Origin of the sequence: Halolamina sediminis (assembly GCF_001282785.1) — an archaeon.
Taxonomy (GTDB): Archaea; Halobacteriota; Halobacteria; order Halobacteriales; family Haloferacaceae; genus Halolamina; species Halolamina sediminis.
Genome location: NZ_CVUA01000001.1, coordinates 2057995 through 2083626, shown reverse-complemented (window position 1 = coordinate 2083626; position 25632 = coordinate 2057995). Strand labels below are relative to the sequence as shown.

The 25632-nt window shown below is 68.5% G+C and carries 25 protein-coding genes; 12 read left to right on the top strand and 13 right to left on the bottom strand.

Annotation, left to right across the window (positions count from 1 at the left end; genetic code table 11):
• The first annotated feature begins 29 nt into the window (after nt 1-29).
• On the top strand, nt 30-218 hold the full coding sequence (locus BN1959_RS10430; protein ID WP_053948598.1) for a hypothetical protein: 189 nt from the start codon (nt 30-32) through the stop codon (nt 216-218).
• Between the two features lie 4 nt (nt 219-222).
• Here the strand turns inward: BN1959_RS10430 and BN1959_RS10425 are convergent, their stop codons facing one another.
• Both BN1959_RS10425 and BN1959_RS10420 read right to left on the bottom strand, forming a co-directional pair.
• Nucleotides 223-492, bottom strand: a complete 270-nt coding sequence (locus BN1959_RS10425) for a hypothetical protein (protein ID WP_053948597.1) — start codon at nt 490-492, stop codon at nt 223-225.
• The gene (locus BN1959_RS10420; protein WP_053948596.1) at nt 489-2033 is read right to left on the bottom strand and encodes an acyl-CoA carboxylase subunit beta; all 1545 of its coding nucleotides are present in this window, start codon (nt 2031-2033) and stop codon (nt 489-491) included. The genes BN1959_RS10425 and BN1959_RS10420 overlap by 4 nt, the downstream gene beginning before the upstream one ends.
• Nucleotides 2034-2284: 251 nt before the next feature.
• On the opposite strand from BN1959_RS10420, the gene BN1959_RS10415 reads away from it, so the two are divergent.
• The 3 genes from BN1959_RS10415 to hemE are packed head-to-tail and all read left to right on the top strand — an operon-like array spanning nt 2285 to nt 5136.
• Entirely contained in the window at nt 2285-3319 is a 1035-nt protein-coding gene (locus tag BN1959_RS10415; RefSeq protein ID WP_053948595.1) for a biotin--[acetyl-CoA-carboxylase] ligase, read from the top strand.
• Nucleotides 3320-3374: 55 nt separating this feature from the next.
• A complete protein-coding gene (locus BN1959_RS10410) occupies nt 3375-4079 on the top strand; it encodes a DUF2270 domain-containing protein (protein ID WP_053948594.1) in 705 nt (234 codons plus the stop codon).
• Nucleotides 4080-4125: 46 nt separating this feature from the next.
• Nucleotides 4126-5136 carry a uroporphyrinogen decarboxylase gene (hemE, locus tag BN1959_RS10405; RefSeq protein ID WP_053948593.1) on the top strand — a complete coding sequence of 337 codons (1011 nt, stop codon included), beginning with the start codon at nt 4126-4128 and terminating at the stop codon, nt 5134-5136.
• On the opposite strand, the gene hemG is transcribed toward hemE, so the two are convergent.
• The 3 genes from hemG to BN1959_RS10390 all read right to left on the bottom strand — a co-directional run bounded on the left by hemG (nt 5137) and on the right by BN1959_RS10390 (nt 8576).
• Nucleotides 5137-6426, bottom strand: coding sequence for a protoporphyrinogen oxidase (gene hemG / locus BN1959_RS10400; protein ID WP_053948592.1), 1290 nt, complete (start codon nt 6424-6426; stop codon nt 5137-5139).
• On the bottom strand, nt 6419-7465 hold the full coding sequence (gene hemH / locus BN1959_RS10395; RefSeq protein WP_053948591.1) for a ferrochelatase: 1047 nt from the start codon (nt 7463-7465) through the stop codon (nt 6419-6421). Before hemH ends, hemG begins: the two co-directional genes overlap by 8 nt.
• Nucleotides 7466-7526: 61 nt before the next feature.
• Entirely contained in the window at nt 7527-8576 is a 1050-nt protein-coding gene (locus tag BN1959_RS10390; RefSeq protein WP_237560325.1) for a mechanosensitive ion channel family protein, read from the bottom strand.
• Between the two features lie 85 nt (nt 8577-8661).
• On the opposite strand from BN1959_RS10390, the gene BN1959_RS10385 reads away from it, so the two are divergent.
• Nucleotides 8662-9366 (top strand): 5-formyltetrahydrofolate cyclo-ligase, encoded by a 705-nt coding sequence (locus BN1959_RS10385; protein WP_053948590.1) that lies wholly within the window; start codon nt 8662-8664, stop codon nt 9364-9366.
• Here BN1959_RS10385 and BN1959_RS10380 read toward each other — a convergent pair whose 3' ends face one another.
• Together BN1959_RS10380 and BN1959_RS10375 are read right to left on the bottom strand one after the other, a co-directional pair.
• On the bottom strand, nt 9367-9741 hold the full coding sequence (locus tag BN1959_RS10380) for a hypothetical protein (protein WP_053948589.1): 375 nt from the start codon (nt 9739-9741) through the stop codon (nt 9367-9369).
• Nucleotides 9738-10187: a DUF2240 family protein gene (locus BN1959_RS10375; RefSeq protein WP_053948588.1), complete on the bottom strand. Its 450-nt coding sequence runs from the start codon at nt 10185-10187 to the stop codon at nt 9738-9740. The genes BN1959_RS10380 and BN1959_RS10375 overlap by 4 nt, the downstream gene beginning before the upstream one ends.
• 725 nt (nt 10188-10912) lie before the next feature.
• Here BN1959_RS10375 and BN1959_RS10370 point away from each other — a divergent pair.
• On the top strand, nt 10913-11287 hold the full coding sequence (locus BN1959_RS10370) for a 30S ribosomal protein S8e (protein ID WP_053948587.1): 375 nt from the start codon (nt 10913-10915) through the stop codon (nt 11285-11287).
• Between the two features lie 219 nt (nt 11288-11506).
• Here BN1959_RS10370 and BN1959_RS10365 read toward each other — a convergent pair whose 3' ends face one another.
• Nucleotides 11507-12508, bottom strand: a complete 1002-nt coding sequence (locus tag BN1959_RS10365; RefSeq protein ID WP_053948586.1) for a phosphate uptake regulator PhoU — start codon at nt 12506-12508, stop codon at nt 11507-11509.
• Between the two features lie 282 nt (nt 12509-12790).
• Here BN1959_RS10365 and BN1959_RS10360 point away from each other — a divergent pair, with 282 nt between their 5' ends.
• The 5 genes from BN1959_RS10360 to phoU all read left to right on the top strand — a co-directional run bounded on the left by BN1959_RS10360 (nt 12791) and on the right by phoU (nt 18113).
• Nucleotides 12791-13792: a PstS family phosphate ABC transporter substrate-binding protein gene (locus BN1959_RS10360; RefSeq protein ID WP_053948585.1), complete on the top strand. Its 1002-nt coding sequence runs from the start codon at nt 12791-12793 to the stop codon at nt 13790-13792.
• Between the two features lie 66 nt (nt 13793-13858).
• Nucleotides 13859-14848, top strand: a complete 990-nt coding sequence (pstC, locus tag BN1959_RS10355; protein ID WP_053948584.1) for a phosphate ABC transporter permease subunit PstC — start codon at nt 13859-13861, stop codon at nt 14846-14848.
• Nucleotides 14845-16437, top strand: a complete 1593-nt coding sequence (gene pstA / locus BN1959_RS10350) for a phosphate ABC transporter permease PstA (protein WP_053948583.1) — start codon at nt 14845-14847, stop codon at nt 16435-16437. The genes pstC and pstA overlap by 4 nt, the downstream gene beginning before the upstream one ends.
• Before the next feature lie 13 nt (nt 16438-16450).
• Entirely contained in the window at nt 16451-17284 is an 834-nt protein-coding gene (gene pstB, locus BN1959_RS10345) for a phosphate ABC transporter ATP-binding protein PstB (RefSeq protein ID WP_053948582.1), read from the top strand.
• Between the two features lie 157 nt (nt 17285-17441).
• Complete coding sequence (gene phoU, locus BN1959_RS10340) at nt 17442-18113, top strand: phosphate signaling complex protein PhoU (protein WP_053948581.1); 672 nt, start codon at nt 17442-17444, stop codon at nt 18111-18113.
• Nucleotide 18114: 1 nt separating this feature from the next.
• Here phoU and BN1959_RS10335 read toward each other — a convergent pair whose 3' ends face one another.
• The 3 genes from BN1959_RS10335 to BN1959_RS10325 are packed head-to-tail and all read right to left on the bottom strand — an operon-like array spanning nt 18115 to nt 22798.
• Nucleotides 18115-18951, bottom strand: a complete 837-nt coding sequence (locus BN1959_RS10335; RefSeq protein ID WP_053948580.1) for an aldo/keto reductase — start codon at nt 18949-18951, stop codon at nt 18115-18117.
• A gap of 49 nt (nt 18952-19000) precedes the next feature.
• Nucleotides 19001-20518: a hypothetical protein gene (locus BN1959_RS10330; RefSeq protein ID WP_053948579.1), complete on the bottom strand. Its 1518-nt coding sequence runs from the start codon at nt 20516-20518 to the stop codon at nt 19001-19003.
• A 60-nt stretch (nt 20519-20578) separates the two neighbouring features.
• Complete coding sequence (locus tag BN1959_RS10325; protein WP_053948578.1) at nt 20579-22798, bottom strand: CDC48 family AAA ATPase; 2220 nt, start codon at nt 22796-22798, stop codon at nt 20579-20581.
• Between the two features lie 239 nt (nt 22799-23037).
• Between BN1959_RS10325 and radB the strand changes: the two genes are divergently transcribed.
• A complete protein-coding gene (radB, locus tag BN1959_RS10320; RefSeq protein WP_053948577.1) occupies nt 23038-23736 on the top strand; it encodes a DNA repair and recombination protein RadB in 699 nt (232 codons plus the stop codon).
• Here radB and BN1959_RS14750 read toward each other — a convergent pair.
• Together BN1959_RS14750 and BN1959_RS10310 are read right to left on the bottom strand one after the other, a co-directional pair.
• Complete coding sequence (locus tag BN1959_RS14750; protein WP_053948576.1) at nt 23733-24137, bottom strand: DUF5518 domain-containing protein; 405 nt, start codon at nt 24135-24137, stop codon at nt 23733-23735. The genes radB and BN1959_RS14750 overlap by 4 nt on opposite strands.
• Nucleotides 24138-24332: 195 nt before the next feature.
• Nucleotides 24333-25493 carry a CBS domain-containing protein gene (locus BN1959_RS10310; protein WP_053948575.1) on the bottom strand — a complete coding sequence of 387 codons (1161 nt, stop codon included), beginning with the start codon at nt 25491-25493 and terminating at the stop codon, nt 24333-24335.
• Nucleotides 25494-25632: the final 139 nt, after the last annotated feature.

Here is a 25632-nt window from a genome sequence, read left to right as displayed (position 1 = left end):
TTCAGGGCGCCGCCGTCCCCAGCGCAGCCATGAGCGACCCCGAAGGGCTCGACTTCGACCGCGAGATCAAGGTCCGGCTGGCGTTCGCCGTCGTCGCCGCCGCGCTGGGGATCGGTGTCGCGATGTTCACCGACGTCTCCGAGTGGATCGCGTTCGGGATCGTCGTCGTGTTGGGGATCGTTGCACCGCGGGCGTACCTCTACCTCACCGACGAGTAACGCCTCAGAGCCGGTCGGACCGACCGGCGGCGCTCCAGGCGTCCGTTGGCGTCCCGTCGCGGACTCGCACGGTTCGGCGCTGGGTCGATTCGACGCGGCCAGCGAACCCCCAGCGTTTGCCCTGCCAGCTTTCGGCCTCGTTTTTAGCCGCTTCCGCCGCGGCCGCCGCCTCGCCGTCACGGATGTGGGCGCCGACGGCAGCAACGATGGCCGCGGCTTCGGCCTCGTCTGCGTCGTCGGGCAGGTCGAGGCGCTCGGCGAGGGGGTCAGTCATATGGGGATGTTGCCGTGTTTCTTCTGGGGCGTCTGCTCGCGTTTGCCCTGCAGCATCTCCAGATCGGAGATCAGCCGCGCGCGGGTCTCCGGCGGCTCGATCACGTCGTCGATGTAGCCGCGGTCGGCGGCGGTGTAGGGGTTGGCGAACTCCTCGCGGTACTCGTCGATGAGCTCCTGCCGTCGGGCCTCCACGTCGTCGGCCTCGTCGAGTTCGTCGCTGTAGAGGATGTCGACCGCGCCCTCCGGCCCCATCACCGCGATCTCGGCGGTCGGCCACGCGTAGTTCACGTCGGCGCCGACGTGGCTGGAGGCCATCACGTCGTAGGCGCCGCCGTAGGCCTTCCGGGTGATGACGGTGAGCAGCGGCACCGACGCCTCGCAGTAGGCGTACAGGAGCTTGGCGCCGTGGCGGATGATTCCGTTGTGCTCCTGATCGGTGCCGGGCATGAAGCCGGGGACGTCGACGAACGTCAGGACGGGAACGTTGAACGCGTCACAGGTGCGGATGAACCGCGCGCCCTTCTCGCTGGCCTCGATGTCGAGCGTGCCAGCGTTGACCCGGGGCTGGTTCGCGAGTACGCCGACTGCGCGGCCGTCCATCCGGGCGAAGCCGATCACGAGGTTCTTCGCGAACTCAGACTGCACCTCGAAGAACGAGCCCTCGTCGACGACGGAGGTGAGCACGTCGTGCATGTCGTAGGGCTTGCGCGGCTGGTCGGGGACGGCCGAGTTCAGCGACTCGTCGGCGCGCTCGGGGTCGTCCCACGGCTCGACCCGCGGGGGGTCCTCGACGTTGTTCTGCGGGAGGTAGGAGAGCAGCCGCCGGATGTTGTCGAGCGCGTCTTCCTCGCTCTCCTCGGCGAAGTGGGCGACGCCGGAGGTGGAGGCGTGGGTGACCGCGCCGCCGAGCTCCTCGAAGCTGACCTCCTCGCCGGTGACAGTCTTCACCACGTCGGGGCCGGTGATGAACATGTGGCTGGTGTCCTTCACCATGAACGTGAAGTCGGTCATCGCGGGGGAGTACACCGCACCGCCCGCGCAGGGGCCCATGATCGCGGAGATCTGCGGGACGACACCCGAGGCCTCCTGATTGCGCCGGAAGATCTCGGCGTAGCCGCCGAGTGCGTCGACACCCTCTTGGATCCGGGCGCCGGCAGAGTCGTTGAGCCCGACGACCGGCGCGCCGACCTGCGTGGCCTTGTCCATCACCTTCGTCACCTTCTCGGCGAACACCTCGCCGAGCGAGCCGCCGAAGACGGTGAAGTCGTGGGCGAACACGAACACTTTCCGGCCGTCGACCTCGCCGTAGCCGGTGACGACGCCGTCGCCGTACACCTGTTTCTCATCCATCCCGAACTTGTGGTTGTTGTGGGTTCGGAACTGGTCGAACTCCGTGAACGTGCCCTCGTCGAGGAAGTAGTCGATCCGCTCGCGGGCGGTCATCTTCCCCTTCTCGTGCTGGCGTTCGATCCGCTCCTCGCCGCCGCCTTTCAGGGCTTCCTCGCGGCGTTCACGGAGTTCCTCGATGCGGTCCTCCATCGTCACTGTGGACCACCTGCAGTCATTACTCCGAACGTCGCCCAGGTGTCGCAAAAGGATTCCGAACACGCGAGGCCGGAAAACGTCGTGCCTCCGGCGCGACGGCAAACCCCCTCGGAAACGTGAGCAGGGCGGCACCGGCGGTCCTGCTGGCAGTCGGCAGCAAGGCCGACGACGACGGTGAGCGCAGTGAGCCGCGAGCCGACGCCACACCGCGACCGATTTACCCCCACCGTTCCGAACCCTCGACCATGACCGACACGCGCAGCGCGCTGCTCGACGCCCTCGACGACGGCCCCGTCGACGGCCCCGCGTTGGCCGACCGCCTCGGAGTTTCCCGAGCCGCGGTCTGGAAACAGGTCGAAGGTCTCCGCGAGGCAGGCTGGGGGATCGAGAGCACCGACGACGGCTATCGCGTGGCCGACGTGCCGGAGTTCGGCGGCGCCGCCGTCGCGTACGGGCTCGACGCCCCCTTCGAGATCGAGTTCCACGACAGCATCGGCTCCACCAACGAGCGCGCCCGCGAACTCGCGGACGAGGGCCGCGAGGACGTGGCCGTCGTCGCCGACGAACAGACCGCCGGCCGCGGACGGCTGGACCGCGGCTGGCGCGGTCCTTCCGGCGGGATCTACACCTCGCTGCTGCTCCGCCCGGACGTGCCGCCCGCCCACTCGCCCGTCTACACGCTCGCGGCCGCGGTCGCCGTGACCCGCGCCGCGCGGGAGGCGGGCGTCGACGCGCGGATCAAGTGGCCCAACGACGTTCTCGTGAGCAGGGCGGAACCGGAGGTTCCGCTTGCAGCCGGCGGCGAGCCGGCGAACGAGAACCAGTCGGACTCGTCCGATGACCTACTGGTCCCGGCGGCAGGCGAGGCGCGCGGCGGGCAGAAGCTCTGTGGCATCCTCACCGAGATGGAGGGGGAAGCGGACCGTGTCGCGTGGCTGATCGTCGGTATCGGGATCAACGCCAACGTCGGTGCGGGCGTGCTCCCCGACGGTGCGACCTCGCTGCTGGCCGAACGGGGCGAGCCGGTCGACCGCCGAACCTTCACCCAGCGCCTGCTGGAGACGTTCGACGAGCTCCGCAGCGACCCGGAGTCGATCCTCGACGCGTGGCGCGAGCACGCGGCGACGCTCGGCCAGCGTGTGCGCGTGGCGACCCCCGGCGGCGACGTGGTGGGCGAGGCCGTCGACGTGGAGTTCCCCGGCGCGCTGGTGGTCGAAACCGACGACGGCGAGCGCGAGCGAGTGACTGCAGGGGACTGTGAGCACTTGCGACCGATCTGAGGCACAGTCGGGGCGTGTCCCACGCTTATCCGGCCGCCCCCCGTAGGAAAGGGAGATGACCGACATCCCGCCGGATTTCGACCCGGAGTCGCCCGAAGAGCGCGAGATCGCCGGCGAGGCGGCCGGCGACCGATCCGACTTCCTCTCGCTGATGGCCCACACGTACCGCGGCGAGCTCGGTCGGATGACCTCGTGGCGAACGCGGATCGACAGGACGACCAACTGGGCCGTCGTCGTCACGGCGACCCTGCTCACGTGGGCGTTCTCCACCGATTCGCGGCCCCACTACATCCTCCTTGTCGGGATCGTAATGGTGACGATCTTCCTGTGGATCGAGGTCCGTCGGTACCGCGTGTACGATATCTGGCGCTCGCGGGTCCGGCTCCTCGAGGAGAACGTGTTCGCGAACGCGCTCGATCCTGAGGGAGTCGAGCAGTCGAGCTGGCGGCAGCTCCTGAGCGAGGACCTCCGCGAGCCGGCGATCAAGGTGTCCGCGTACGAGGCCATATCCCGCCGCCTTCGCCGGGTCTACTTCCCTCTGATCTCCGTGCTGGTGGGGGCGTGGATCGTCCGGCTAACCGTGTTCGGCACCTCGAACGGTGTCGTCGGCGCCGCAGCCGTCGGCGCGATCGCCGGGGAGTTCGTGCTCGTCGGCGTCGGAGCGTTCTACGGCGTCGTGCTGCTGCTGTCGTTCCGGCCGAGCGGGCGGCAGGCGAAAGGGGAGCTCCAGTCCGAACCCGACGCCGAGCGGTGGAAGTAGCGTCCGGAACGGAAACGCACTAACCCCGACCGGCCGAACCCCCACTATGACCGACCCCCTTCTCGTCCGTGCTGCCCGCGGGGAGCGCACCGAGCGCCCGCCAGTCTGGCTCATGCGGCAGGCTGGACGCCACTTGCCTGAATACCGCGAGCTCCGTGAGGAGTACTCCTTCCGCGAGGCGATCGAAACGCCCGAAATCGCCGAGGAGATCACCCTCCAGCCGTACGAGCGCTACGACGTCGACGGCGTGGTGATGTTCTCGGATATCCTCACCTGCCTCGAACCGCTCGGCTTCGACTACCACATCGAGTCCGGCGTCGGCCCGGTGATCGAGAACCCCGTCGAGGGGCCCGACGACGTGGCCCGCCGCCGGGGCGACGTGCGGGAGGAGCTGGCGTTCGTCGCGGACCTGCTCGACCGCCTCGACGAGAGCGTCGCCGACGAGGACGCCGTGTTAGGGTTCGCCGGCGGCCCGTTCACGCTCGCGTCCTACGTCGTCGCCGGCGGGCCAGACCGCGGGCGCAAGGAGGTCCGGAAGTTCCGGGCGCGCCACCCCGAGGCGTTCCGGGAACTGCTGGAACGGTTCGCGGACGTGGTCGCGGAGTACCTCGAGATGCAGGCCGACCACGGCGCCGACGCCGTCCAGCTGTTCGACACCTACGCGGGCGTGCTCCCGCCGGACGACTACCAGGAGTACGTTCTCCCGCTCCACCGCGAGATCGTCGAGCGCGTCGATCTCCCGACGATCGAGTTCGTCCGTAACATGGGCGGGCGGCTGGAGAGCTTGGACGCGACGGGGGCCGACGCCGTCGCGCTCGACTGGACCGTCGACATGGCGGCTGCTCGCGCGGAGTTGGGCGACACGCCCGTGCAGGGGAACCTCGACCCGTCGCTGCTGTACGCCGACCCCGAGACGATCCGCGAGCGGACTGCCGAAATAATCGAGGCCGCGGGGCCCGAAGGACACGTGCTCAACCTCGGCCACGGCGTCAACCGCGACACGCCGATCGAGGGCGTCGAGGCGTTCGTCGAGACCGCGAAAAACTGGGAGTGGTAGCTACTCGGCGCCCGCCAGGTTCCCGGCCAGCCGTCGGGCCTCCCGGACGCGGCTCGGGACGCCCATCCGGCCGGTGTAGTTGGTCGCGAGCGTGATCCCCTCGGGGGGGTCGACGCGCTCGCTGGCGCTCCAGGAGTCGTCCCACGCGGGGAACGCCCGCGGCATGCGCTCGATGTTGACCACGTCGGCGTCGACGCCCATCACGCGCCGGAACTCGGAGACGGCAGTCTCCCCGAGCGTCTCGTCGTCGCGTTCGATCGCTCCGGGGTCGTGCATCCCGCCGAGGAAGACGGTGTAGACGCCGTCGCGGTCGAACAGGCTGGTGTTCCACGTCACGCCCAGCGTCCGCAGCGGCTCGGTCCGGCGGACCTGGTAGCCGAACCCGTCGACGCGGGCCGGGCTCTCTAGATGCACCATCACGAGGGGGTTGTAGTTGAACTCTCGGAGCGCCGCCGCACTCTCGGCGTCGACGCCATCGACGATGTCGGCGGTGGTGTCGGCAGGCGTCGTGAGCACGACGTGATCGACGCGCCGGCTCGCGTCGTCGGTGTGGACGAGCCACTCGTCGTCGCCGGCCCGTTCGATCTCCGTCACGGGCGTCTCGCGGTGGAGTCGGTCGGCGTGTTCCTCGGCCAGCGCCTCCGGAAGCCGCTGAAGCCCGGACTCGAAGCTCGCCGGCGGTGGCGTCTCGTCGTCGGCGAACACCAGTCGGGAGAGCGCCGCCCGGAGCAGGCTCCCGTTTTTCTCCTCCATCCCCATGATCGGCTTCAGCGCGTACTTCGCCGGCATTCGCGCCGGGTCGGAGCCGTACGTGCCGCCGAATAGCGGCGAGATGAGGTTCGTGTACGTCTCGGTGCCGAACTTCCGGACGAACGCGTCCCGGGCGGACTCCTCCGGGTCGATCGAGTCCATCAGCGGCTCGGCCAGCAGGCGGAGTTTCGCCGTCGGCGAGAGCAGATCCGTCCGCCGGAACGCCGACAGCGACCGGGGCGCCTCCCGGAGCTTGCCGCCGGCGTAGACGAACAGCGGCAGCTCGTCGTCGGCCGTGATCACCTCGTCGGCGATGTCGAGGTCGGTCACCATCGCCCGGATCGCGTCGGTCATCCGCAGGCGCTGGGGGCCGAACTCGAACAGCTTCCCGTCGATCTCCCCGCTGCGGACGACGCCGCCGACCTCGTCGCTGGCCTCGTACGCCACGGCGTCGACGCCGCGCTCGGCCAGCGCGTGCAGCGTCGAGAGGCCGGTCATCCCGCCGCCGACGACGGCGACCGCGGGGTCGTCCTCAGTCATTCCGGCGGGCGTTCAGACACATCGCGTTCGGCTCCGGCCGGCACTTGCACTGCTGGAGCCCGTAGAGGTCCGGATCGAAGTCCGCGATGAACGGCTCGGTCAGATCAGCGAGCAGGCCGACGAACCGCTCGTCGTCGTAGGGGACGGGGACGCGAGTGAACGCCATCCCCTCCGCTTCGGCCTCCTCGCGCAGGTCGTGGTCGAGCTCCCCGAGCGTCTCGCTCTGCTCGTGCATGAAGCTCGTGGGGTCGACGACGACGCGCTCGGCGTCGATCTCCTCGATCACGTCCTCCACGTCGGGCTGGGTCCACTCCACGTCGCGGTTGGCGTGGTTCTGGTAGCCGAGTTCGTACTCGGGGTTGCCAAGCATCCCCGCGACCATCTTGCAGTACTCCTCGACGTACTGGACGTAGCGGCTCCCCTCGTCGAGGTAGTACGTCGGCGTCCCATGGGCGGAGAAGATCAGCCGGGTGTCCGCGTCGAGTTCGATTCCCTCACGGTCGAGCGTCTCCCGGATCTTGTCCGCGCGCATTCGGGCGTAAGCCGAGTGGGTGTGGTACCCCGTGATCTCGGTGTACCGCACGTCCCAGTCGAGCTCGTCGACGGCCTCGGAAAGCTTCTCCAGCGACTGCACCGTCGTCGAGGGGCCACACAGCGGGTAGACGGGCAGCCCGATGAGGCGGTCGACGCCGTCGTCGTGGGCGGCCTCGGCGGCGTCGCCGATGAACGGCTCCATGAACTGATAGCCGACGTACGTCTCCACGTCGTAGCCGCGGTCCTGGAGTTCGGCCTCGACGAGCTCGGCCTGCCGGCTCGCGTGGGCGTTCAGCGGCGAGCCGCCGATCTCGCCGTACTCCTCGATGAGGCCGGGCGCGCGGCGCTCGGCGAGCGAGCGGGCACGCTCGCGGGCGGCCTCCTCAGTGGTCTCCCCCTCGATGTCCATGTTCGCGAGGAAGATGCGTTCGAGGTAGTCCTCGACGACGTCGCGGTCGGCCACGGCCGGCTCGCCGAAGTTGAGCACAGCAATCCCAGTAGTCATACCTCGAACACGGGGCCGGCGAGGCAGAAAGGTAACGGTTCAGGCGCGCGCCCGCGCGTCCTCAGCGATCGTCGCCCTCGCCGTCGTCCGCGTCTTCGGTTTCCGAGTCGGCGTCGTCCCTCGATTCGGCGCCCTCGGCGCGAACGGCGGCGGAGTCGACGGTCTCGCGCTCGGCCGCCTCGCGGGTCGCGACGCGGGCCTCGCCGCTAGTGTCGTCGAACACCATGTGGCGGTGCGGGTAGGCGATCTCCACGTCGACGTCCTGCTCCTCCAGCTGCTCCCAGATCGCCGTCTGGACGCGCGAGCGGGCGGTCAGGAGCTTGTACGGCCGGTCGATCCAGTAGCGGAGCGTCAGGATCACGCCGTCGTCGTGGAACTCGTCGATGTAGCAGGTGGGGCGTGCGGGGTAGCGCGCCGAGCCGATGCGGATGTCCGGCCCGCCCTCGATCACGCCGTCGACCTTCCGCGCCGCGCTCTCGATCAGCGACCGCGCCTCGGCCACCTCGCTCTCGTACGTTACCTCGATCGACAGCGAGAGCCGGGTGCGCTCGTCCTCCGCCGAGAGGTTCGTCACCTTGTCTTGCCGGATCACGTCGTTGGGAACGACGAGGAACGTGTTGTCCATCGTGAATATCTTCGTGTACCGGATCGTGATATCGTCGATGAACCCCCGGGTCCTGTCGGGGAGTTCGACCATGTCGCCGATTTCGTAGGGCTCGTCGGCCAGCAGGAACAGCCCGTTGACCACCGACCCTACCAGCGGCGCCAAGACGATCCCGATGACCGCCGAGAACACCGTCACCGAGAGCACGATGTTGCCGAGTTCGAGGCCGACCAGCCCCGCCGCCAGCAGCAGGAAAAACAGCGTGATCGTCGCGCGGATCAGCCGCAGTACCTGCTGGGCGACGCTCTGCCGCCGGAACCGCTTCGCGACCGGGCGCCCGAACAGCCGGACGGCGTACCGCGAGACCGTGTAGCCGATGGCGCCGAACACCACCATCAGGACGAAGCTCAGCGCGGGCGAACTCCCCCAGTTGGGGAACATCGGCGCCAGCCGGTCGATGAGGGAGCCGAGCATCCGTATCGGGTCCGGGAACTGGCCGAGGCTCACGACCCCACATCCACCCGCCCCGGAAAAAGCGTTACCGTCGGCGCGGCCCCGGTGTCGATAAGCGATCGGACGCCCAAGCGAACCCATGGAGAAACAGACGCTCCGCGAGCGGGTCTGGGACGAACTCGAAGCCAGCGGCGACGCTCGGTTCCCGTTCCCGCCCCACGGCCGGATCCCCAACTTCGCCGGGGCGGAGGAAGCGGCCGACCGGCTCGCGGCGACCGAGGCGTGGGCCGCCGCGGAGACGATCAAGTCAAACCCCGACTCCCCCCAGCGACCGGTCCGGCGGCGGGCCCTGGAGGCGGGGAAAGTGGTGTACATGGCCGTCCCGCGACTCAGCGACGAGGACTGCTTCCTGCGGCTCGACCCCGCGGAGATCGACGACATCGACCACGCTACCACGATCGGCGGGTCGTCGGAGTTGGGGGTGCAAGTCGGCCCCGAGGCGATGGCACCGATCGACCTGATCGTCTCCGGCAGCGTCGCCGTGACCGAGGACGGGGCACGGGTCGGGAAGGGCGAGGGGTACAGCGATCTGGAGTTCGCGATCCTCCGGGCGTTCGGGCTGGTCGACGACGACACCACGACGGTCACGACCGTCCACGAGATGCAGGTGGTCGACGAGGACGTACCGACGACGGCACTGGACGTGCCGATGGATCGACTGCTCACGCCCGAGCGGTCGATCCGGACCGACTCGGCGGGCGGGAAGCCGTCGGGGATCGACTGGGACGCACTCGACGACGAGCGGCTCGAAGAGATCCCGATCCTGTCGCGGTTGGAGCCCTGACTACGTCTCGATCGCCGCCGCGAACGCCGGGAGAACGCGTTTGACCTGCGCGCCGTCCTCGACGAAGACGATCGTCTGTGGCGGGTCAGCGGCTTTCGGTCGGACGCGGAGCCCCTCGTCCTCCGCTGCTTCGGCGACCGTCGCGGGCGCGACGCGGAACTCCACGCGGACGCGGTCGGGCTGGACGTAGACGCTCGCGATCGTCTCGTCGGCCGGGGCGTTGCGGACGCGGTAGGCCAGCGCGCCGTCGGCCGTCGGCTCCACGTCCGGGTCGGCGTCGGTGACCGCGAGCGCGTCGTGGCTGGCGCTGCTCTCCAACTCGGAGGCGAGCAGTTGGGCGATGCGGTGGCCGTCACTCAGTCGGTCCGTACTCATTCGTCGAGCACCGAATTTCGGGCCGCCCCGGCGACCCCGCTCACGTCGACGCCCTCGCGGCGGGCGTAGACGACCGCGGCGGCCTCGATCGTCACGCCCAGTTCGCGCTGGAGCTCGTTGATCCCCGCGACGGCGGTCTGTTTCTCCACGCCGGCGTCGGTGACGCGGTCGAGCACCTGCTCGAAGGCGCTCTGCTCGCGCAGCACGTCGGCGTCGGGGGTGAACTCCTCGGGAACGTCGACGGCGTCGGGCTCGAACGTCGCGACGAGCTCGCCGTCCTCGCGTTCGAGTAGCCCGCGGCCCAGCGCAACGTCGACGACGCGTTTGGCCTGATCGGGGGAGAACCAGTCTCGGTCGAGCGAGAGCGCGACGACGAACTCGCCGTCGCCGAGCCGGTCCCGGCCCTCCTGCCGGAACGGGACGGCGACGGTGGCCTCCAGACTCATGCTCGTGTGGAGGGGGCGGGCTGAGGGTAAGGGTTGTGGATCGACGGGGTTCGGAGGTGATTCTTCGACGGTGACTGTTTCCACGGCATCGGACGATACTGCTTCCGCGACCGCGAACAGCGACAGCATCTCGATCGTTGGCAACTTGGACAGCAACCGCGACAGCATCTCGATCGTTGGCCACTTGCGACGGCAGTGCGCCGAACACGAGGTTCGGCGCAGCATGGAGTCCCCACCCCTCCCCCCGCGAGCGCCGACCGTCGGCGCTCGCGAGGCGTCCACCGCCCCGCTACCGCACCGCGGCCGCGGTGGCGCGTGACGTGAGCGCGACGGCGCGAACGAGCGCGCGAGGGACGAGTGACTGAGCGATAGCGAAGGAACGAGTCGGCTGGGGAGGCCTGTGGGCTGTGCGGGGTGGTGCGGTCGCAAGTGTCCCTGCTCACTCCGCGGTGTCGTCCACTGCTGTAGTGGTGCCGTTCGCGGCCGTGGTACTGTCGCCCCCCCAACAATCGACGCTCCAACAACACCGATCACGAACCCCGACCGATCCACCACACACCGCACCAGCGATCAGCACTGGGCCGAGAGTCGAACAGGGCGGGAACTGCTCGCTCGTTCCTCGCTGCGCCGTTCCCGTCGGCTCGACGCTCGCTCCGGCGTCTCACTGCTTTCGACGCGGAGCGAGAGTCGAACGGTTCAAGTATTCGCTGACCGTTTCCCAGGGTATGCAAGACCAAGGACACTCCCGACGCAAGCGGACCGGGGGGCGACTCGTCCGATCGCACAAGAAGAAGCGCCACCAGCTGGGGAACGAGCCCACCGAGACCACGGTCGGCGAGCCGAGGTTCCGTGTCGTCGACGCCCGCGGCGACAACCACAAGACCCGCGCGCTCTCGACGAACGTCGCGCAGGTCGCCGACGGCGGTGAGACTGTCGAGGCCGAGATCGAGGACGTGACCGAGAACCCCGCGAACGTCAACTACGTCCGACGGAACATCATCACCAAGGGCGCAGTCATCGAGACCAGCGCCGGCACCGCGCGCGTCACCTCCCGCCCCGGCCAGACGGGGCAGGTGAACGCGGTCGTCGTCGAGGAGTAACTGCGACGCGTTCTCCCGTTCTCTCGACCAGTTAGCGGCCGCGCCGGCGACGGGGGAGGGATCCCCGACGCCGACCGCGGGACGGTGTTCGAGCGCGACTTCCGAACGACGAGGACACCGGCTACGGGCTGGACATCGTCGCCGAGGCCCACGGCTGAGACGTGACGGTGACCGAGGCGAGGGCGGCGCTCGCTTCGAGATCACCGGCGTCGAGTTCGCCTAGGGCGTCGGCGCGGCCTTCTGGAGCGCGGTCTCGGCGACGTTGCCGCCGTAGTCAGCCGAGCGCGAGAGCGAGTCGACGATCAGCCCGAGCAACTGCGCTCGCGCGGGGTCGAGCTCCCGGAGCAGCTCGTCGATTTCGCGGGCGCTGGCGTCGAGCTCCTGGACGCGCTCGCGGGCGCCGTTGGCCAGCCGGATCGCCTCGTCGTTCTCATCGGCGACCAGCGCGGCCATCGCGTCCTCGATCACCTCGGCGGCCGCGTCGTGGAGCTCCTGCAGCGAGGCCGCCACCTCCTCGGGTGGGGTTCCATCCAACTCCAGCGAGAGGTGGGCGATCTTGGTGGCGTGGTCGGCGACGCGCTCCAACTGCCGAGCGCTCGAGTGGTAGTCGAAACAGACCTCACGGGGGAGCCCGAGCTCCTCGGCGGCGGTCGGGCTGCGCAGCGTCGCCCGGAAGATCCGGGAGACCACCATGTACAGCCGGTCCACGTCGTCGTCGCGCTGGATCACGTCACGAGCGAGGTCGTCGTCGCCGGCCGCCAGCGCCTCGACGGCGTCGTCGAGCATCGACGACGCGATCAGCCGCATCCGGTCGACCGCGTTGTGGATCGACAGCTCCGAGGAGTCGAGCAGGTCCCGTACGACGACGCGGTCGGCGGTCTCCTCCAGCACCTCCAGCCCGACGAGCCCCTGGGCGGCCTGTCGGATCTCCCGGCGCTGGTCGGTCGTGATCCGGTCGGCCTCGAAGGAGATCACGTCGAACCCCGAGACGTACATCGTCATCACTGCCCGCCGGAGCTCCTCCCCGTCCAGCCCCGCCACGTCGAGGCTCCCCTCCGTCCGCCCCTCCTCGCTGACCGGCGTGAGGATGAGCGAGTCGTCCTCGGGGTGGAACTGCACGCGGCTTCCCGCCTCGACGTCGTTCTCGGTCGCCCACTCCTTCGGGATCGACACGGTGAACGTCGAGCCGCCCGTCACCTGCACCTTCCGGGTTTCGGCCATTGGGAGTGGGTAGCCGCCGGGACGGTGATAAACATTCCCCTCAGCTATATACTCCCACGTCGACCTGATACTCGAACGGAAAGACACACCATTGAGCCACGAATCTACCGAGACGTTTTTCGACGCAGATCGCTAAAATAGTCGCCGAATCGGCCCATACAAGCAGATACAGACCGTTCGGGGACAACCGATTCGACGGATACGTGTGAGAACTGTTTCCGAACGTTGTACTATATAGATTTCATAGTAGTGTATTTACCTGCGTACGGGAACTATCCGGTGATGGCAAAACAGACCGACGGCGTCTCCCGACGAACGTTCCTCGCCGCCGCAGCCGCCACGGGCACGGTCGCGGCTGCCGGCTGTACGAGCAACACTGACACCGAGAGCGACGGACTCACCGGGAACATCGACATCTCCGGCAGTTCGACGGTGTTCCCGCTTTCGGTCGCGATGCGCGGGGAGTTCACCGCTGAGGACGTCCACCCGGACGTCGATATCTCGGTCAACTCGACCGGCAGCGGTGGGGGGTTCACGAACTACTTCTGTACGGGCGATACGGACTTCAACAACGCCTCCCGACCGATCACCGAGACCGAAGAGGAGCAGTGTTCGAACAACGACGTGACGCCAGTCGAACTCAAAGTCGCGACCGACGCGCTGACGGTCGTCGTCAACAACGACGCCGAGTGGTTCGGCGACGACGGCGAGGAGTGTATCACGGTCGAAGAGCTGGCGGAGATCTGGTCGGGCGAGAGCCAGCCGACGACGTGGAACGACGTGAACGCCGACTGGCCCGACGAGGAGATCGACCTCTACGGCCCCACCGACGCCTCCGGGACGTTCGACTACTTCCTCGAGGAGATCATCGGCGAGGAGGGCGAACACCGGACCGACTACCAGGCGACCGAACAGGACAACCAGATCATCAACGGCGTCGCCAACAGCGAGTACGCGATCGGCTACATGGGCTACGCCTACTACTCCGAGAACACCGACCGCGTGACGGCGCTGGGGATCGACAACGGCGACGGCTGCGTGAAGCCGACGCTGGAGACCGCAAGCAGCGGCGAGTACCAGCCGCTCTCCCGGCCGCTGTTCACCTACCCCGCACAGTCGGCGCTGGCCGAGGAGCACGTCGCCGAGTTCGCGCGCTTCTGGCTCGAGAACAGTACGAGCGAGGAGATCGTCGCCGACGAGGTCGGCTACGTCCCGAACACCGAGGAGGAGAAGCAGGAGAACCTCGACCGCCTCGAATCGGCGATCGAAGCGGCCGCCGAGTAGTGTCGGCCGCGCTGTGAACCACACAACGAAGCGCTTTTTCGGTGATACACCGATGAACGAGTTACAATGAGCGGGGACGGAGCAACAGAGGGGTTGACCCGACGGACGCAGAACTCCTCGCGAGAACTGCTCGCGAAGGCGTTCTTCTTCTCGTGTGCGGCGCTGTCCGTCGTCACGACGCTGAGCATCATCGGGCTGTTGGTGTACGAGGCCTCGAAGTTCTTCGCGATCACCGCGCCGCTAGTGGGGATCGAGGGGCCGACCGCAACGCTGACGGAGTTTTTCACCGGCAGCGAGTGGGGGCTCCAAGGGCCGAACCTCGGCGTGATGCCGCTGGTGGCGGTGACGGTGATGGTGACGATGGGCTCCGGGCTGATCGCGATCCCGCTGGGCGTGGCGACGGCGCTGTACCTCAGCGAGTACGCCAGCGAGCGGGCACGCTCCTACCTCAAGCCCGCACTCGAGATCCTCGCGGGCGTCCCCTCCATCATCTACGGGATCTTCGCGGTGGCGTACATCACGCCCGTGCTCGACGCGCTGTTCGGCGTCGACGGGCTGTTCAACGTCGCCTCGGCGTGTATCGTCGTCGGCATCATGATCCTCCCGATGGTCGCATCGGTCTCGGAGGACGCGATGCAGGCGGTGCCCGACGACCTCCGGCAGGCGGGCTACGGCATGGGCGCGACCAAGTACGACGTGTCGACGGGGATCGTCGTCCCCGCGGCGGCGTCGGGGATCTTCTCCTCCTTTATTCTCGCGCTGTCGCGCGCGATCGGCGAGACGATGGCGGTGACGCTTGCGGGCGGTTCGCTCGCCCGCGAGTTCGACCCGACGAGTATCGCCTCGTACCTCTCGCTGTTCGACCCCGACACCTACCTCGAACCGGGAATGACGATGACCGCGGCGATGATCCAGCTACTGACCGGCGACGTGACCGGCGGTGGGCTCGCCTACCGCAGCCTGTTCGCGGTCGGGCTGGTGCTGTTCGTGATCACCCTCGCGATGAACGTGCTCAGTGACCTGATCTCCCGACGGTACCAGGAGGACTACCAATGAGCGCGGACGTCAGAGAAGGGTTCGGCCGGGTCAGCCGACGGATCGGGAAGCTGTTCCGTGCGGTGCTGCTCGCGTCGACGCTCGCGGGCATCCTGACGCTCGCGGTGCTGTTGGTGTACGTCGCCAACGACGCGTTCAAGCCGCTGACGGCGGATCCCGGCTGGCACCTCACCTTCTTCCTCACGCTGGTCGTGCCGACCGTCGGCGTGGGCTGGTGGAGCTACCGGCGGAGCTACGGCACGCTCGCGACGGGGCTGCTCGGCACCGTGATGCCGGGGATCGCGGCGTTGTACGCCGGGGGGCTCGCCGCGCTGTTCATCGACGTGATCCCGACGCTGGTGTGGCTCTCCTTTGTCGTCGCGGTCGCGGTGCCGATCGGCGTCGCCGCCGCGCTGCGGCGGACCGACCGAAACGTGCCGTTCCTCGCGAAACTGGGACTGCTGCTCGGGACGACGGCTGGCTCGCTGCTGGTGATCCCGGGGGTCGTCCAGGAGCTCCCGACGGTGCCGGCGGACTGGATGGTGCTCGTGCTGACGCTCGGGGTGCCCGAGGCGCTCCTGCTGGGACGTTGGCTCGGCGGTCGGTGGGGCCAGCGCGCCGGGCGGATCGCCGGTGCGGCGATCCTGCTCGGCAGCGCCGTCGGCGGCGTCGTGGGGACGGCGACCGGGCTCGGCGCGATCCCGGGCGTCGCGCTCGCGCTGTTCGCCGGGGTCCCGACTGGGATCTACGTCGCGATCGTGCTGAAGGAGCGTCCCGAACGACGCGTCGGGCTGTTGCTGCCCGCGGTCGTCGTCGCCGGCGCGCTGACGGGCGAACTGCTGGTCGGCGCGCTCGGCTTCGCCGGCCCCGAGTCGTGGGTCGACTGGGGGTTCCTGACCAGCACGGTCCAGCGCGCCAGCGACCCCTCGGCCGTGGGGATCTACTCCGGGGTCGTCGGAACGATCCTCCTGATGTTCGTCGTCGCCGCCATCGCGGTGCCGGCCGGCGTCGGCGCCGCGGTGTACTTAGAGGAGTACGCGCCCGACACGACGCTGACCCGGATCATCGACGTGAACATCAGCAACCTCGCGGGCGTGCCCTCGGTGGTGTACGGGCTGCTGGGGCTGGGGCTGTTCGTCCGCTACGCGGGCCAGCCGACCGGGACGCTGCTGGTCGGCGGCGCGACGCTCGCGCTGCTCGTCTTCCCCATCGTGATCATCTCCTCACGGGAAGCGATCCGGGCGGTGCCGGACTCCGCGCGGCAGGCCTCCTACGGAATGGGTGCGACGCGCTGGCAGACCGTGAAGAACGTCGTGCTCCCGCGGGCGTTCCCGGGGATTCTGACGGGGACGATCCTCGCGCTCTCGCGGGCGATCGGCGAGACCGCGCCGCTGCTGGTGATCGGCGCCGCGCAGGTGTTCGGCGTGCCCGACTCCTGGAACTCCGCGATCGGCGCGATGCCGCTGCAGCTGTACGTCTGGGCGTCGACGTACGCCAGCCCGGCGTTCTACACCACCGTCCTCGCGGCGGGCATCGTGGTGCTGCTGACCGCGATGCTGAGCATGAACTCGATCGCGATCTACGTACGCAACCACTATGAGCAACGCTGACCAGCCAACAGACATGAGCGAGGGATCGAGCGGCGACGAGTACGCGGTCGGCGTCCCCGAGGGCCGGGGACGCGACCGGGACGCCGACGGCGAGACCGAGACGATCATCGAGAGCCGCGACCTGAGCGTCTGGTACAACGACGAGCAGGCGCTGCGGTCGGTGAGCATGGAAATCCCGGAGAAGCGGGTGACCGCGATGGTCGGCCCCTCGGGCTGTGGGAAGTCCACCTACCTCCGGAGCATCAACCGGATGAACGACTTGATCGACGCCGCACGCGTCGAGGGCGAGATGCTGTTCGACGGGAAGAACGTCTACGACGACGACGTCGACCCCGTCGCGCTGCGCCGGCGTATCGGGATGGTGTTCCAGCAGCCCAACCCGTTCCCCAAGAGCATCTACGACAACGTCGCCTACGGGCTGCGCCTGCAGGACCGCACCGAGAACTTAGACGAGAAAGTCGAGCAGGCGCTCAAGGATGCCGCGCTCTGGGACGAGGTGAAAGATCAGCTCGATCAGTCGGGACTGGACCTCTCCGGCGGCCAGCAGCAGCGACTCTGCATCGCCCGTGCGATCGCGGTCGACCCCGAGGTGGTGCTGATGGACGAGCCCGCGTCGGCGCTCGACCCCGTCGCGACCTCGAAGATCGAGGACTTGATCGACGACATGGCCGAGGAGTACACGGTCGTGATCGTCACCCACAACATGCAGCAGGCCGCCCGCATCTCCGATAAGACCGCCGTGTTCCTCACCGGCGGCGAGCTCGTGGAGTTCGACGACACCGACAAGGTGTTCGAGAACCCCGAGAACGATCGAGTCGAGGACTACATCACCGGGAAGTTCGGGTAGCGCGGCCGCATTTTCCACGGATCCTTCTGTCGCCCCCGTTCGAACAGCGGCGCGTATCGCCTCGGACGGCTGCCGAGGCGGCCCCATGGCTACGTTCCCCACGGGAGACGGGGCGGAGTCTCGAACAGTTATCTACCCCGCGGCGCAATCGACGGGCATGCCGCGGGACGACTACCAACGACAGCTCGAATCGCTGCGGGAGGACGTGCTCTACATGGGCGAGCTCGTTGCTGAGCGCCTCCGGATGGGGCTGGACGCGCTCGAACAGCAGGACGGCAATCTCGGTCAGGAGGTGATCGACCGGGACAGCGAGGTGAACGAGCTGTACCTCGAGCTCGAACAGGACTGCATCGACCTGCTCGCGCTCCAGCAGCCCGTCGCCGGCGACCTGCGCTTCATCGCTTCCTCGTTCAAGATCATCACCGACTTGGAGCGGATCGCCGACCTCGCGACCAACCTCGGCGAGTACGCCGCGGAGGCCCGCTACGAGGTGTTCCCCGACGTCGACGTCCAGCGGATCGGCGACGAGACGCTTGAGATGCTCGCGATAGCGATGGCGGCCTACGAGGACGAGGACGCCGACGGCTGCTTCGCGGTCGCCGAGCGCGACGACGAGCTCGACGCGCTGTGTGAGAACGCCTCCGAGATCATCGTCCGCGACCTGATCGAGAAGGAGGCCGACGACGAGAACGAGATCGAGGACCTGATGGCCGACGTCTCGCGGCTGCTGCTGACGGTTCGGGACCTCGAACGCGTCGGCGACCACACGGTGAACATCGCCGCGCGGACGCTGTACATGGTCGAGAACTCCGACGAGCTGATCTACTGACTCACTCGCTCAACCGCGCGAGCTCTGTATCCGAGAGCTCGATCCCGCTCGCCGCGACGTTCTCCCGAAGGTGTTCGACGCTCGACGTGCCCGGGATCGGCAGTGTCACGTCCGAACTACCCAGCAGCCACGCCAGCGCGATCTGGTAGCGCGAGGCGTCGTGTGCGTCGGCGATCTCGTCGACGATCTCGGCTTTCTCGCTGAGGTCGCCCGCGCCGATCGGGAAGTACGGGATGAAGCCGATTCCGGCGTCCTCACAGGCGTCCAAGACGTCCTCGTGCTCGCGGTTCGTGAGATTGTACTCGTTCTGGACCGTCGCGATCTCGACGTGATCGCGGGCGGTCTCCAACTGCTCGACGGAGACGTTGCTCAGGCCGACGTTGTCGACCAGCCCGTCGTCTTTGAGTTCTCCCAGCGTCGCGACGGACGCCTCGAAGTCGACGTCGGGGTCGGGGCGGTGGAGCTGGTAGAGGTCGATACTGTCGACGCCCAGTCGGTCGATCGACGCCAGCGTGGCGTTGCGCAGGTAGTCGGGGTCGCCGAGCGGGAGCCAGTCGCCGTCGGGGTTCCGGAGCAGCCCGCCTTTCGTCGCGATCAGCGCGTCGTCGACCACGCCGGCCTCGGAGAGCAGGCGCTCGCTCGTGCCGGGGCCGTAGGAGTCTGCCGTATCGACGAAGTCGACGCCGAGTTCGACCGCCTCCCGAGCCACGTTCCGTGCGGCCTCCTCGTCGTCGGGCGCGCCGATGATGTTCTCGCCGCAGAGCCGCATCGCGCCGAAGCCCAGTCGGTGGACGGTGTACTCGCCGATGTCGAACGTGTCGCTCTGGTTCTCGGTCACGCCCGGACGTACCGGCGCCGGCGGGGAGGGTGTTGTGCTACCGGCAGCGCTACTCGTCGTCGGCGACGCGCACCTCGTACGCCTGCCCGTCCACGCGGTAGCGGCTGCGCGACTCGTCGTGGCCGATGAGTCCGTACGTGACCTGCTCGGTGCTCCGGAGTCGTACCTCGTCGATGCCCTCGTCGAAGAACGGGAGCGTGTTCCGCAGGCCGCGGTACCAGTCACGCATCACCTGCTCGCGGATGAGCGTCTCCTCGGCCTCGCCGGCGCGAGTCACGGACACCGTCACGTCCTCCTCGCTCTCGCCGCCGTCCCACTCCGGCGCGGTGACAGTGACGGTGTTGCCGTCACGTTCGTGTTCGACGCCGTCGGTCGGCACGATCTCGCCGGGGTCGCCGACGAGCTCGACCATCGCCGTGCTCGAGGAGGACTCGTCGCCGTAGCCGACCGAGACGGCGTAGCGGCCGCCGCCGAGGTGAGGGTAGGCGCGGCCGTCCTCGGGCGGGAGGCTCCCGCCGCCGCGGTAGGCGTGCAGCGTCCACGACTTCGTGCCCGCGGGCGGCACCATCCGACACTCCGCGGTCCGGACGTACGGGCCGAGGTCGAACCACTCGCCGTCGTGGCGCTTGTACACGTACCAGTGGCCACAGCCCAACTGCTCGCGGGTGTGGTTGACGAACTGGAACGTGATCCCCGCCGGGAGCTCGGCCCGCTCGGTCTCGGGGCGGAGGTACGTCCCGGAGGACTCGTCGGCGGTGTGGTACCAGCCCGCTCCGGCCTCGCCGTCGCCGTCGATCGGGGGGACGGACTCGCCGGCGAAGCGGGACTCCCCGTCGGGCCCGGGCGCGCTCGTCTCCCAGACGGTGATGCTGGCGTCCGCGCCGTCGGTCCCGCCGAGGTACTCGTACACGCCGGTCGGCCGGCCCGACCCCTCGGGGTGGCCGACGACGGCGTACTCCCCCCGGATCGCCTCGCCGGGGTCGAGCGTGACCGTCTCGGGCAGCCAGCGGTCGATCTCGCCCGCCAGCCGCCACTGGCCGTCGCTGTCGCGTTCGACCGCTGGCGGCTCGTCGACGAGGTCGTGATCCCCCGTCGGCGCGAAGAGCAGGCTCCCCTCGTCGCGGAGCCCCGCGCTCATCGACGGCTCGCCGTGGTCGCGTGGCGGTTCGCTCGCCGGGCGGCCAAAGGGCGGGAGCCAGTCGAGGCCGACCGACTCGCGGTACCGCTCGGTGTTCTGGAGCGAGGCGACCAGCCGGGCGGGGTGGTCGGCGGCCGCGGTCGCGTCGAACCGCATCCGAACTTCGGCGCCGTCCTCGGTCCGGTAGCGCATCGGCGAGAGCGCGTACGTCCGGTCGATCGTCCCGAGGTCGACGACGCTGGCGCCGAACAGCGCGTTCCCGTCGATCTGGACCACCTCGTCGGGGGTCCCGGCCGGCGTCGACGGCGTGGCTGTCGGCGTGTCCGTCGCGGGGTCGCTGGGCTCGGTGTCGGTCGTCCCGACGGAGCTACAGCCGGCGAGGAGGCTGCTGCCAGCTGCCAGCGAGGCGAGGAGGGCACGTCGGCGCATACGCGCAACTCCGAACCGTCGCTAAAAGGCCCTTGTGGAGGGAAAAAGACCGTTTTGTGCCTACTGGAAGCCCAGACGGTTACCGCGGTCGACGTTCGCGCTGGAGCTGCCGCGGAACTCCTCCTCGACCTCCTCGTAGTAGCTCATCAGGTCGTCGGTGATCGTCGGGCGCACCGCCTCGATCGCCTGCCGGAAGTGGCGCATCTCGACCTCCTCGGCGCCGTCGGACTCCCGCAGCGCCTCGATCGCAGCCTCCCGACAGATCGACTCCAGGTCGGAGCCGACGTAGCCGTCGGTGATCTCGGCGACCTCCTTCAGGCTCACGTCCGGCGCCAGCGGCGTGTTCTCGGTGTGGATGTCGAGGATCTGCTCCCGGCCGCCCTGGTCGGGCGCGCCGACCATCACGAGCCGGTCGAAGCGCCCCGAGCGGATCAGCGCGGGGTCGATCATGTCCGGGCGGTTGGTGGCGCCGATCACCATCACCTCGCCCATCTCCTCCAGCCCGTCGAGCTCGGTCAGCAGCTGATTGACGACGCGCTCGGAGACGTTGGTCCCGGCCTGCTCACCGCGACTCGGCGCGAGCGAGTCGAGCTCGTCGAAGAAGATCACGGTGGGCGAGACCTGTCGGGCCTTCCGGAACGTCTGCCGGATCGCCTTCTCGGACTCGCCGACCCACTTCGAGAGCAGTTGCGGGCCGCGGACCGAGATGAAGTTGGCGTTGGTCTCGTTCGCGACGGCCTTCGCCATCAGCGTCTTCCCGGTGCCGGGCGGGCCGTACAGCAGCACGCCCTTCGGCGCCTCGACGCCCATGCGCTCGAACTTCTCGGGGCTGGATAGCGGCCACTCGACGGCCTCCTTCACCTGCTGTTTGGGGTCGGTGAGGCCACCCACGTCGTCCCACGTGATCTTGGGGAGCTCGACCAGCACCTCCCGCATCGCGCTGGGTTCGACCTCGTTGAGCGCGCCGCGGAAGTCCTCCTTCTTGACGATCATGCGGTCGATCAGGCTCGGCGGCACCTCCTCCTCGTCTAAGTCGATCTCGGGGAGGTAGCGCCGCAGCGCCTTCATCGCGGCCTCCTTGCTGAGGCTCTCGATGTCGGCGCCGACGAACCCGTGGGTCTCGGCGGCGAGGTGGTCGAGGTCGATGTCGTCCGATAGCGGCATCCCGCGGCTGTGGATCTGGAGAATCTCCTTGCGGCCGGTCTCGTCGGGGACGCCGATCTCGATCTCGCGGTCGAATCGGCCGGGGCGGCGCAGCGCGGGGTCGACGCTGTCGACGCGGTTGGTCGCGCCGATGACGATCACCTGCCCGCGGGAGTCGAGCCCGTCCATCATCGTCAGTAGCTGGGCGACGACGCGGCGCTCGACCTCGCCGGTCACGTCCTCCCGTTTGGGTGCGATGGAGTCGAGCTCGTCGATGAACACGATCGAGGGACTGTCCTCCTTGGCGTCCTCGAAGATCTCCCTGAGCTGCTGTTCGGACTCGCCGTAGTACTTCGAGATGATCTCCGGGCCCGCGATGGAGAAGAAGCTCGCGGAGGTCTCGTTGGCGACGGCTTTCGCGAGCAGCGTCTTCCCGGTGCCGGGCGGCCCGTGGAGCAACACCCCCTGGGGCGGCTCGATGCCCAGTTTCTTGAAGATCTGGGGGTGTTTCATCGGCAATTCGACCATCTCCCGGACGCGCTGGATCTCGTCTTCGAGGCCGCCGATGTCCTCGTAGGTGATCCCGCCGCCGGTCTTGTCGAAGCCGGAGATAGGCTCCTCGCGGAGCTCCACGTCGGTCTCTTCGGTGATGAGGCAGACCCCGTCGGGCTCGGTGTCGACGGCGATCAGCGGGATCGCCTGCCCGGGCGAGCGCATGAACGGGTGGTTCGTGCTCGACATCACGGGGACGATGTCGCGCTCGACCACCGGGCGCTTGAGGATCTGGCGTTTCACCATGCCGGCGGCCTCGGAGCCGAACTGCACCGACGCCTCTTCCGGCGGCGCGAGGGTGAGCGACTCGGCAGTCTCGGCCTCGGCCTTCCGGATGGTGACGCGCTCGCCGATGCTCACGTCGGCGTTCTGGCGGGTGAAACCGTCGATACGCACCGTGTCGGTGTTCCAGTCCTGTCGATCGGCGCGCCAGACCTTCGCCGCCGTGGTCTCGGCGCCCTCGATCTCGATGATGTCCCCGGGGGAGAGCTTGAGGTGGAGCAGGGTGTCGGGGTCGAGCCGAGCGATACCACGGCCCGAGTCGTTCGGGTACGCTTTCGCGACTTCCAGTTGGACTTCGTTCATGAGTAACCCGGAGTGAGTTAGGTAGAAAGAAGGGGTGTTCGCGCATAAGTGTGGCGTTAGACCGAGGTTTTCTTCGCGCTGCCACACAGCGAATTACCGGCCGACGGCTGCCGAATTCTCTGGTCGAACGGCGGCAGAGTCGATCGAGGAAACGTCAGGGCGGCCGTACTCGATCCCGCAGAAGTACCGAACCGCCGCGAGTCCGAGCGCTTTCGTACCACCCCGCGCAAACCTCGCCAATGAGCGAGTCCGTCCCTACCGGCTGCGACCCGATCGACGACCTGCTCGGCGGCGGCTTCGAGCGCGGCACCGTCACGCAGGTGTACGGCGAACCGGCGGCGGGGAAGACCAACCTCGCGCTCGCGGCGGCCGTCGAGGCCGCCGTCGACGGCGGGCGCGCGCTGTACATCGATACCGAGGGGCTGTCGGTCGACCGCTTCCGGCAGATCGTCGACGGGAAGACCGACGGCGAGGCGGACTTCGAGGACGTGGCCTCCCGGATCGTGATCTCGGCGGCCCACGATTTCGCCGAACAGGCCGAGGCCGTCCGAGACGCCGAGGAGCTCGCCGACACCGCCGACCTGATCGTGCTCGACTCCGCGACGGGGTTCTACCGACTGGAGCGCGCGGGCGACGACTCCGGCGGCGAGTCCCTCCGGAAAGTCGCCGGGCAGATCACCCACCTGCTCTCGCTGGCCCGGAAACACGACCTCGCGGTCGTGATCACGAACCAGGTGTTCCGTGACCCCGACGCCGATCGGACCCGCGGGCTGGGCGGCAACACGCTCGAGCACTGGACCGGCGTCGTACTACGGCTTGAGCGGTTCCGGGGCGGGAACCGCCGGGCGGCGCTGGAGAAACACCGCTCGAAAGCGACCGGCGAGACCGCGACGTTCCGGATCGTCGAGGAAGGGCTGGCGGCTGCCGAGGATCTCTAACTCGGCTCGTTCCGCCCGAACTGGACCGCCAGCCAGCCGCCGATCCCCGCGCCGATGCCGCCGGCGAAGTAGCCGGCACCGAGGACGAATGCGATGGCGAGTAGACTGCCGACGGTCCTGAACCACCCGTCCTGCCAGAGGAACCACGTCGTCGAATCGTACAGGAACCACACCACGAGCGGGAGTGCGGCGATCAGGCCCGCGCGGCCCCCGGCCGCGTAGGCGTCGACCGCCTCGGGAGCGAGGTAGCCGGCCACGAGACCCGCGACGAACAGCAGCGGGCCGCCCTGCCCGCCCTGCCCGTAGACGGGGAGCGCCACCGCGACGCCGACGGCGCCGCCGAGGAGGACACAGCGCCACAGCCGAGCACGATCGGTGGAGGGAGCGGTGGTCGAGGACACGCCGGGACGCTGGCGCGCCAGCAGCAAAAAATCGGAGGTCGCTCACGTCGTTCGTGGATGTGGCCCGAAGATAACCTACTCACCGCGAGCGAACGGAAGTGAGCGAGCGGGCCAAGGAGGCCCCGTCAGGGGCCGACGCAGGCTTTTGGCCGAGCTTTTGCAAGGGCCCTCCGGGGCCCGCAGCAAAAGGTCGGGTTAGAGCTCGTTCAGCTTCCGCATCAACTGGCCGCGGTACTCCTCGTCGGCCTTCACGCCCTTGAGTTCGAGCACGTTCCGCTCCAGTCGGTCGAGCGCGACGTGGAACGCGTGCTCGGCGCCGTACCCCTCACCGGAGCCGGCGACCTGCCCCTGCGTGGTTCGCAGGCGGATCTGACAGCGCAGCAGCGGGGTCCCACGGAGCTTCTCCTTGTGCTGGGTGAAGCGGACGTGGGCGTGGAGCACGTTCATCTCCTTGAACTTGTCCGCGACGCTCGTGATGTCCGCGACGATGTCCTCACGGGAGAGCACGTCCAGCAGATTGACGTTCGTGATCTGGACGTCCATCGACTCCTCCTCGGTGTGGGTCAGCGCACGGAGCACGTCGGTCTTCGTGATGACGCCCTCGATCTCGGCGCCGTCGGGCGTCGCCGTCACGATGAGCCCGGAGATGCCGTTCTCGAACATGACCGACACCGCCTCCTCGACGGTCTCGCCGGCGGTGATCGTCTGGACCGGGCTCGACATCAGGTCGTAGACGGGGATGTCGAGCATGCGCTCGAGCTCGCCGCTGCGGTCGCCCTCGCCCTGTCGGTCCTCGTCCCGGACCGCGAAGTCGACGATGTCGTTGGTCGTGACGATCCCCGTGAGGTCGCCGGTCTCGTTGACGACGGGCAGCCGGGAGATACCGTTCTCCCGCAGGCGGTTGATCGCCTTGCCGACGTGGTCGTCCTCGGTGACGGTGACGACCGACTCCGAGGCGATGTCGCCGACGGTGATCGCTTCGAGGTTCTCGAGCACCGCACGCAGGATATCGTCGGCCGCGACGATCCCCCAGAGGTTCTCACCCTCGTAGACGGGGGCGATCTTCACGTCGCCCTCGACGAGGACGCGGGAGACCTCGCGCACGTCGTCGTGCCGGCCCACCTTCGGCGGGCTCCCGCCGCTCCGTGAGGAGCGGACGACGGCGCCGACCTTCATGTCGTCCTCGACGTGGGACTGGATCAGCTGTTTCTCGCGGATCACGCCGATACAGTCGCCGTCGTCCATGACGACGACCCCTTTGGGGTTCTCCCGCTCGAACCGCGACCGAATCTTCGCGACACGGGTGCCGGCCTCGACCTCGACGAACTCCTCGACGGCGATATCAGAGATGTCCATAGACACCTCATCAGTTCCCCCGGCGTTGCCTTGAAGCTTATCGCATCGGGACAACGTCGTGATCTGTTCCTGTGGCGCGTTCGCGCCGGTGGCCGAAACACCGCGGAACCGTGGGAGGGGACCGCTGCGGACGGCGTCA